The 9,513-nt window shown below is 73.0% G+C and carries 1 protein-coding gene; it reads left to right on the top strand.

Annotated features, from left to right (window positions below; genetic code table 11):
• Nucleotides 1–9,513, top strand: a 9,513-nt coding sequence (locus AB0I10_RS38975; protein ID WP_363157491.1) for a type I polyketide synthase, incomplete at both ends; no start/stop codon positions are given.

Raw genomic sequence — 9,513 nt, 5'->3', positions numbered from 1 at the left:
TTCTCGTGCGTTGTCGGGTCTGTCGGTTGAGGGCTCGATGGTGTCGGTGGTGATGCCGTCGCAGGCGGTGCGGGAGTTGGCGGACGGGTGGGGTGAGCGGTTGTCGGTGGCCGCGGTGAACGGTCCCGCGGCTGTGGTGGTGTCGGGTGAGCCGGGGGCGTTGGTGGAGTTCGAGCGGGAGTTGGCGTCGCGGCATGTGCTGCGTTGGCGTATCCCGGAGACGGATTTTGTGGCGCATTCGCCTTTGGTGGAGCCGTTGGCGGTGGTGCTGGAGAAGGAGCTTGCCGGGATCGTTCCGCAGGTCGGTCGGGTGCCGATGGTGTCCACCGTCACGGGTGAGTGGGTGACCGGTACTGAGGTCGATGCCGCGTACTGGTACGCGAACCTGCGGCAGATGGTCCGCTTCGAGGAGGCCGTACGGGTTCTGCTCGGTGGGGGGTATGGGTCGTTTGTGGAGGTGTCGCCGCATCCGGTGCTGACCGCGTCGGTGGCGGAGACCGCCGAGGACGCGGGTACCGCCGACGTACTGGCCGTGGGCACGCTGGAGCGGGACAACGGCGGCGCGATCCGTCTGCTCACCTCACTCGCACACGCCTATGTCGGCGGGTTGCCCGTGGACTGGAAGACGGTCCTGCCCGCCGGCGAGTGGGTTGACCTGCCGACGTACGCCTTCCAGCGCGAGCGGTACTGGCTCAAGTCCCAGGCCGAGTCCGCCACTCCGGCGGGTGGCGATGGTGCGAGTACGGCGGCCGAGGCGCAGTTCTGGGCCGCCGTCGAAGGGGGCGACCTGGCCGGGGTCGCGGAGACGCTGGCGATCGAGGACCGGAAGCAGCTCGGCGAGGTGCTGCCCGCGTTGGCGTCCTGGCGGCGCCGTGAGCTGGACCGGTCGGTGACCGCGAACTGGCGCTACCGCGTGACGTGGGCGCCGGTCGCCGAGCAGGCCCCGGGTGTGCTGTCCGGGAGCTGGTTGGTCGTCACCCCGGCTGGAACGGCTGGTGGCGATCTGACGCGGGGATGTGTGGCGGCGCTGGCCGCCCGCGGTGCCGACGCCGTCGTGGCCGAGGTACCGGCCGCTGCCGTGGACCGTGCCGACGTGGCCGCGGCGCTCGGTGCGGCGTTGCAGGATGCGGGGCCTACCACGGTGGTGGGTGTGGTCTCGCTGCTGGCGCTGGACGAGACGCCGCTGCCGGACCGCGGGGTAGTGGCCCGGGGGCTGGCCGGCACGCTTGCCCTGGTGCAGGCCCTCGGCGATGCCGAAGTGACCGCACCGCTCTGGGTTCTCACCCGTGGCGCCGTCGCGGCTGTCTCGGGTGAGGCGCCCGCCGGTCCGGTGCAGTCGCAGGTGTGGGGTCTGGGCCGGGTCGTCGCGCTGGAACACCCGGACCGCTGGGGCGGGTTGATCGACCTGCCCGCCGTATTCGATGAACGTACGGGTGCGCGCCTTGCGGCGGTGGTGGCCGGTTGTGGTGAGGACCAGGTCGCGATCCGGGAGACCGGACTCCTGGGCCGCAGGCTGACCCGAATCCCGCAGTCGCACGGTTCCGAGGCGCCTTGGAAGCCGCGCGGAAGCGCCCTGATCACCGGCGGCACCGGTGAGATCGGTGGGCATATCGCACGCTGGCTGGCCGAACGGGGCATGCCCCGCCTGGTGTTGACCTGCAGCACCGGGCCCGCCGCCCCCGGCGTCGCGGAGCTGGTCGCCGAACTGGCCGTCCAGGGCGCCTCCGTGGACGTCGTGGTGTGCGACACCGGGCAGCGTGCCGAGCTGGCCGGAGTGGTGGACTGGGCCGGGACGACCGGCCCCGCGCTGGCCGCCGTTGTACATACCGCGGAGGCCATCGACGACCGGCCGATCGACGACATCGACGTCGCGGAGCTCGCCCCGGTGCTCGCGGTGAAGGCGGACGCGGCGGCCTGGCTCGACGAGTTGACCGCGGATCTGGACCTCGACGCGTTCGTGCTGTTCTCCTCGGTTGCCGCCGTCTGGGGCGGCGGCCAGCAGCCGGGATTCTCCGCGGCGAACGCCTTCCTGGACGCGCTGGCGGAGAGACGCCTTGCCGAGGGGAAGACCGCGACCTCGGTGGCCTGGGGCCCGTGGAACGGCGGTGCGATGAGCTCCGGGGACGACGGAGTCCGTCTGGAGCGGCGCGGGCTGCGGCTGATGAGCCCCGCCCTGGCCGTCCAGGCGCTGGCCCAAGTCCTGGACGGCGGCGAAGGGCTGGTGACGGTCGCGGACGTGGACTGGGCGCGGTTCGCCCCGCCGTTCACGCTGCGGCGGCCCAGCCCGCTGATCGAGAGCCTGCCCGAGGTCCGGCAGGCACTGGACGACGCCGACGCGGACACGGCCGGGAGCGGCGCGGCCGTCGACCCGGACGCCGGCACGACCCTGCAGCGGCAGCTGGCAGAACTGCCGACCGCCGAGCAGGACCGGACACTGGTCAACCTGATCAAGACCGAAGCCGCAGCGGTGCTCGAATACTCCTCCCCGGAAGCGATCGCGAGCAGTCGGGCCTTCAGCGACCTGGGCTTCGACTCCCTGACCGCCGTCGAGCTCCGCAACCGGCTCGGCGCCCGCACCGGCCTCAAACTGCCCGCAACGCTGCTCTTCGACTACCCGAGCCCGTCAGTGCTCGCCGGATACCTGCGCTCCGAACTGCTGGGTACCCAGGCGGGGAGCGGCGCCGTACCGGTGAGCACGGCGCCTTCGGACGACGATCCGGTGGTGATCGTCGGCATGGGCTGCCGCTTCCCCGGCGGGGTCAGAAACCCGGACGAGCTGTGGGAGCTGCTGGCTTCGGGCACGGACGCGATCGGGGCGTTCCCGCAGGACCGGGGATGGGACCTGGACAGCCTGTACGACCCGGATCCGGATCAGGACGGGACGTCGTACGTGCGTCAGGGCGGGTTCGTCTATGACGCGGCCGAGTTCGACGCGGGGTTCTTCGGGATCAGCCCGCGTGAGGCGCTGGCCATGGACCCGCAGCAGCGGCTGCTGCTCGAAACGTCGTGGGAGGCCCTGGAGCGGGCGGGCATCGTCCACTCGTCGCTGCGCGGCAGCCGGACCGGCGTGTTCGCGGGCGCGAGCTTCACGGGATACGGCATGGCCGTCGACTCCGAGGAGGGCCTGGACGCGCACCTGCTGACGGGCATCACGACCAGCGTGCTCTCCGGGCGGATCTCCTACACCCTCGGACTGGAGGGCCCGGCGGTGACGGTCGACACGGCCTGCTCGTCGGCGCTGGTGTCGGTGGACCTGGCCGCGCAGGCGCTGCGGTCCGGGGAGTGCACGCTGGCGCTGGCCGGCGCGGCGTTCGTGGCGGCGACCCCCGACCTGTTCGTCTGGGTCAGCAGGCAGCGGGGGCTCGCCCCCGACGGCCGGTCCAAGTCGTTCTCGGCCGACGCCGACGGCATGGGCATCTCCGAGGGCGCGGGCATGGTGGTGCTTGAGCGCCTGTCGGACGCCCGGCGGAACGGACACCCGGTGCTGGCCGTGGTGCGTGGCTCCGCGGTGAACCAGGACGGCGCGTCCAACGGTCTGACCGCGCCCAACGGCCCGTCGCAGCAGCGGGTGATTCGCGCGGCCCTGGCCAGCGGACAGCTGTCCACCGCCGATGTGGACGTGGTGGAGGCGCACGGATCCGGGACGGTGCTCGGCGACCCGATCGAGGCACAGGCGGTGATCGCCACCTACGGCCAGGACCGGCCGGAGGGACAGCCGCTGTGGCTGGGGTCGGTGAAGTCCAACATCGGACACCCCCAGGCCGCGGCCGGCATCGGCGGACTGATCAAGATGGTGCTCGCGCTGCAGCACAAGCAGCTGCCGCAGACGCTGCACGCGGACGAGCCGTCGCCGCACGTGGACTGGACGGCGGGTCAGGTACGGCTGCTGACCGAGCCGCGGCCGTGGGAGGTCGACGGCCGCCCGCGCCGGGCCGGTGTGTCCTCGTTCGGCGTCAGCGGCACCAACGCCCACATCATCCTCGAAGAGGCCCCCGAGCCCACCGACGACGAGACCCCCGCGGACATCGAGGGCGCCGGAGCGCCGGACGAGGCCCCCGCGGCCCTCGACGCCCCCGGAACCTGCGCCTGGGTGGTGTCCGGCCGGACGGCGGACGGCATGCGGGTGCAGGCGGCCCGCCTCGCCGAATACATGGCGGCGCGCCCGGAGTTGAACCCGGCGGACGTGGCGCGGTCGCTGACGGCGACCCGCTCCGTGTTCGAGTACCGGGCCGTGGTGACCGGCACCGGACGCGAGGAACTGGCCCAGGGCCTGGCCGCGGTGGCGGCCGGGAAGCCCGCCCCCGGTGTCGTCACCGGGACGGCCGCGGCCGGCGAAGCGAGCGAGGCGGTGTTCGTCTTCCCCGGCCAGGGTGCCCAATGGGCAGGCATGGGCCGGGAGTTGATGGAGTCGTCGCCGGTGTACGCGGCCCGGCTCGCCGAGTGCGCACGGGCCCTGGAACCGTACGTGGACTGGTCCCTCGCCGAGGTGCTGGCCGGAGCGGACGGCGCACCCGCCCTCGAACGGGCCGACGTGGTCCAGCCTGCGCTGTGGGCGGTGCTGGTGTCGCTGGCCGCCGTGTGGGAGGCGGCCGGCGTCACGCCGGGCGCGGTGGTGGGCCACTCCCAGGGCGAGATCGCGGCGGCCACGGTGGCGGGGATCCTGTCGCTGGAGGACGCCGCCAAGGTCGTGGCGGTGCGCAGCCGGGCGCTGTCCGGGCTCGGCACCGGCGGCGGGATGCTCTCCGTCGTGATGCCGGCCGCGGCGGTACGCGAGCTGCTGGCCCCGTGGGGCGACCGGCTGTCCGTCGCGGCGGTGAACGGACCCGCCGCCACCGTGGTCTCCGGCGAGACGGACGCCCTGGCGGAGTTCGGGGCCGAGCTCTCGGCCCGGCACGTCATGCGGTGGCCGATCCCGGTGACCGACTTCGTGGCGCACTCGGCCGGGATAGCGGAACTGGCCGGGGAACTGACCGAAAGCCTGGCGGGGATCCAGCCGGGAGCCGCACGGATCCCGCTGTTCTCCACCGTGGAATGCCGGTGGATGAACGGCCCGGATCTGGACCCCGGGTACTGGTTCGCCAACGTCCGCCGGACGGTCCGCTTCGACGAGGCGATCCGGGAGCTGGCCGCGGCCGGGAACCGCACCTTCATCGAGGTGTCCCCGCAGCCGGTGCTGACCACCGGCATCGCCGAGACGATCGAGGACATGAGCACGGTCGGCGTCCCGGTGATCACGGGGACGCTGGACCGCGAGGACAGCGGCCCGCGGCGGCTGCTGACGGCGCTCGCGCAGGTGCACGTGGCCGGCACGACCGTCGACTGGCAGCAGGTGCTGCCCGCCGGACAGCGCACGGACCTGCCCACCTACGCGTTCCAGCACCAGCGGTACTGGCTCGCGGCGTCCCGCGTGGCCACCCCGGCGGCGGTCGGCGGGGACGGTGCGGGAACGGAGGCCGAGGCCCGCTTCTGGGCGGCGGTCGAGGGCGGGGACCTGCAACACCTGGCCGACACCCTGGCGGTGGACGGACAGCGGTCCTTCAGCGAGGTGCTCCCGTCGCTCGCGTCCTGGCGACGCCGCGAACGGGAGAGGGACGTCACCGGGAACTGGCGGTACCGGGTCACCTGGACTCCCCTCACCGACCCGGCACCGGTCAGGCTGACCGGCACCTGGCTGGTGGCGGTCCCGGCCGACCGGGCCGACCGCACCGAGGAGTTGACCCAGGCGTGCATACGAGCTCTCGCCGCCCGGGGCGCCGGGACGGAGGTCGTCGAGGTCGAGCCGGACACGGCGCAGCGCGAGCAGCTGGCCGCCGACATCACCCGGACCCTGCAGGCCTGCGCCGACGGGGAGACACCGGCGCGCGTGGCCGGAGTGGTGTCACTGCTGGCCTTGGACGAGACGCCGACCGCGGCACGGCCCGCGGTGCCCGGCGGAGTGCTCGGCACGCTGACCCTGCTGCAGGCGCTGACCGACGCCGGGATCGCCGCGCCGCTGTGGATGCTCACCTCCGGGGCGACAGCCACCGGGCCGGGCGACGTGCTGACCAGCCCGGTGCAGGCGCAGACGTGGGGACTCGGCCGTGTCGTGTCCCTGGAGCAGCCGGAACGCTGGGGCGGTCTGATCGACCTGCCCGCCGTGTTCGACGAACGAGCCGCAAGCCGCTTGTGCGCGGTGCTCGCCGGCTGCGACGAGGACGAGGTGGCGATCCGGCCCGCAGGAATCCTGGGCCGCCGTCTGACCCGCGCCCCGCAGCCGAGGGCGAGCCAGGACTGGACGCCGCGCGGGACCGTACTGATCACCGGCGGGACCGGTGCGATCGGCGGGCATGTGGCCCGCTGGCTGGCCGGCCGTGATGCGAAGCGGCTCGTCCTGGCCAGCCGGTCCGGACCCGCCGCCGACGGCGCCGTGCAGTTGGCCGCGAGCCTGGCGGCCGCCGGGACCCACGTCGAGGTCAGCACCTGTGACAGCGCCCGGCGCGCCGACCTGGCCGGACTGATCGACCGCATCGGAGCGGGCGGGCCGCCGCTGACAGCGGTCATGCACACCGCGGGCGTGCTCGACGACGGCGTGCTCGACCGGATGACCGCCGACCGGCTGGCCACCGCGCTCTCGGCCAAGGCCGCAGGCGCCGCCCACCTCGACGAACTGACCGCGGACCTCGACCTCGACGCGTTCGTGCTGTTCTCCTCGGCCGCGGCCACCTTCGGCGGCGCGGGCCAGGCCAACTACGCGGCCGCGAACGCGTTCCTGGACGGGCTGGCGGAGAACCGACGGTCCCGGGGCCTGCCCGCGCTCTCGGTGGCCTGGGGCCCCTGGGCGGGCGAGGGCGTGTCCCAGGCCAGCGATGCGGCCCGGCAGCGGCTGCGCCGCAATCGCTGGGAGGTCCTGATGGACCCGGACCCGGCGGTCAAGGCACTGGGCGGGGCACTCGCGGGCCCGGACACCGTACTGACCGTCATGGACCTCGACCTGCCCGCACTCGCGGCCGCTCCCGGCCAGGCGGAGTTCCTGAACGTACCGCTCCTGCGCGACCTGCCGGACGTCCAGCAGCTGAAGGCGGCGCTGCGGACCGAGAGCAGCGGGCCGCGGGCCGAAGGCGAGCTGGCCCAGCGGCTGACCGGCCTGTCGCGGGCGGAGCAGGACCGGATGCTCGTGGACACGATCCGGGACGAAGCCGCCGCTGTGCTCGGCCACTCCAGTTCCGACGACGTCGAACCCGGCCGCGCCTTCAGCGAGATGGGCTTCGACTCCCTGACCTCGGTCGAGCTGCGGAACCGTATCGCCACGGTGACGGGTCTCGGGCTGCCCGCAACGCTGATGTTCGACTACCCCAACCCGACGGTGCTGGCCGAACACCTGCGGATGACGCTGCTCGGCGCCCTGGCCGAGAACCCGGCGGTCCCGGATGTGCCGGCCGCCGCGGCCACCGACGGCGAGCCCATCGCCGTCGTGGCGATGAGCTGCCGCTTCCCCGGCGGGGTGAACACCCCCGAAGAGCTCTGGCAGTTGCTGGCCGCGGGTGGCGAAGGCATCTCCGGATTCCCGCAGGACCGGGGATGGGACACGGAGGCCCTGTTCGACCCCGATCCCGCGCACGCCGGGACCACCTACTCGCGCGAGGGCGGATTCCTCCATCAGGCGACCGAGTTCGACGCGGGGTTCTTCGGAATCAGCCCGCGTGAGGCGGTGGCGATGGACCCGCAGCAGCGGCTGCTGCTCGAACTGTCCTGGGAGGCTCTGGAGTCCACCGGCCTCGACCCGGCGTCGCTGCGCGGCTCGCGCACCGGGGTTTTCATCGGCGGGTACTCGTCGAACTACGCGCTGGCCAGCCTCCAGCTCGCAGGGCAGGACGGCACCGGGCAGGTAGAGGGTCACCTGGTGACCGGGAACGCGACGAGCATCATCTCCGGCCGCATCTCCTACGTGCTGGGTCTTGAGGCCCCGGCGGTGACGGTGGACACGGCGTGTTCCTCGTCGCTGGTGGCGCTGCACATGGCCGCGCAGGCGCTGCGGTCGGGGGAGTGCTCGATGGCGCTGGTCGGCGGGGTCTCGGTCATGGCGACGCCCTGGGAGATGGTGGGCTTCGCCCGGCAGCGCGGGCTGGCGAAGGACGGACGGTCCAAGGCGTTCTCGGCCTCCGCCGACGGCATGGGCGTGGGCGAGGGCGCGGGCATGGTGGTGCTGGAACGCCTCTCGGAAGCCCGGCGCAAGGGGCATCGGGTGCTGGCGGTGGTACGAGGCAGCGCAATCAACCAGGACGGTGCGTCCAACGGTCTCACCGCGCCCAACGGCCCGTCCCAGCAGCGGGTGATCCGCGCGGCCCTCGCCAGCGCCCAGCTGTCGGCCAGTGACGTGGATGTGGTGGAGGCGCACGGTACGGGGACCCCACTGGGCGACCCGATCGAGGCGCAGGCGCTGCTGGCCACGTACGGCCAGGAGCGGGCCGGGGAGGGGCCGTTGTGGCTGGGTTCGGTGAAGTCGAACATCGGTCACACCCAGGCGGCCGCCGGAATGGCCGGAGTCATCAAGATGGTGCTCGCGCTGCAGCACGAGCAGTTGCCGCGGACGTTGCACGCGGACGAGCCGTCGCCGCACGTGGACTGGTCGGCGGGTGAGGTGCGGCTGCTGGCCGAAGCGGTCCCGTGGCCCGCCGGGGAGCGTGCGCGGCGCGCCGGTGTGTCGGCGTTCGGGATCAGCGGCACCAACGCCCACGTCATCGTCGAAGAGGCCCCTGAGCCCGCTGCGACCGAGGTTTCCGCGGACACCGGGGAGAGCGGGGAGAGCGGAGAACAGCACGTCGCCCCCGTGGTGTCGGGTGCCCGTGCGTGGGTGGTGTCGGGTCGGTCTGCGGAGGGGTTGGTGGCGCAGGCGGGCCGGTTGCGGGAGTGGGTTGCGGCCCGGCCGGAGTTGGATCCGGTGGATGTGGGCTGGTCGTTGGCTACGACGCGGTCGGCGTTCGAGCACCGGGCCGTGGTCGTGGGCGGTGAGCGTGAGGGGCTGCTGACTGGTCTGGAGAGCCTGGCCGGTGGTGTGTCGGCGGGTTCGGTGGTGTCGGGTGTCGCTCGGCAGGGTGCCCGGGTGGGTCTGGTGTTCGCGGGTCAGGGTTCGCAGTGGTTGGGCATGGGGCGGTCGCTGTATGAGGGCAGTCCGGTGTTCGCCGAGACGTTTGATCGGGTGTGTGGGCTCCTTGAGTTGGAGTTGGGGGCGTCCGTTCGTGATTCCGTACGCGATGTCGTCCTGGGAGCGGACGGCATCGACGAGGGTCTGACGGATCAGACGCTGTATGCGCAGGCGGGTCTGTTCGCGTTCGAGGTGGCTCTGGCTGCGGTGCTGAAGGCGGCCGGTGTGGTCGCGGACGCGGTGGTGGGTCATTCGGTGGGTGAGGTGGCGGCTGCGTATGTGGCTGGGGTGCTGTCGCTGCAGGATGCCTGCCGACTGGTGGCGGCGCGTGCACGGCTGATGCAGGAACTGCCCACGGGCGGTGCGATGGCGGCGATCGGTGCGTCCGAGGC

This window comes from Streptomyces sp. NPDC050636 (assembly GCF_040654775.1).
Taxonomy (GTDB): domain Bacteria; phylum Actinomycetota; class Actinomycetes; order Streptomycetales; family Streptomycetaceae; genus Streptomyces.
Note: the sequence above shows the minus strand (reverse complement) of the source record. Positions and strands in the feature narration are given on the sequence as shown.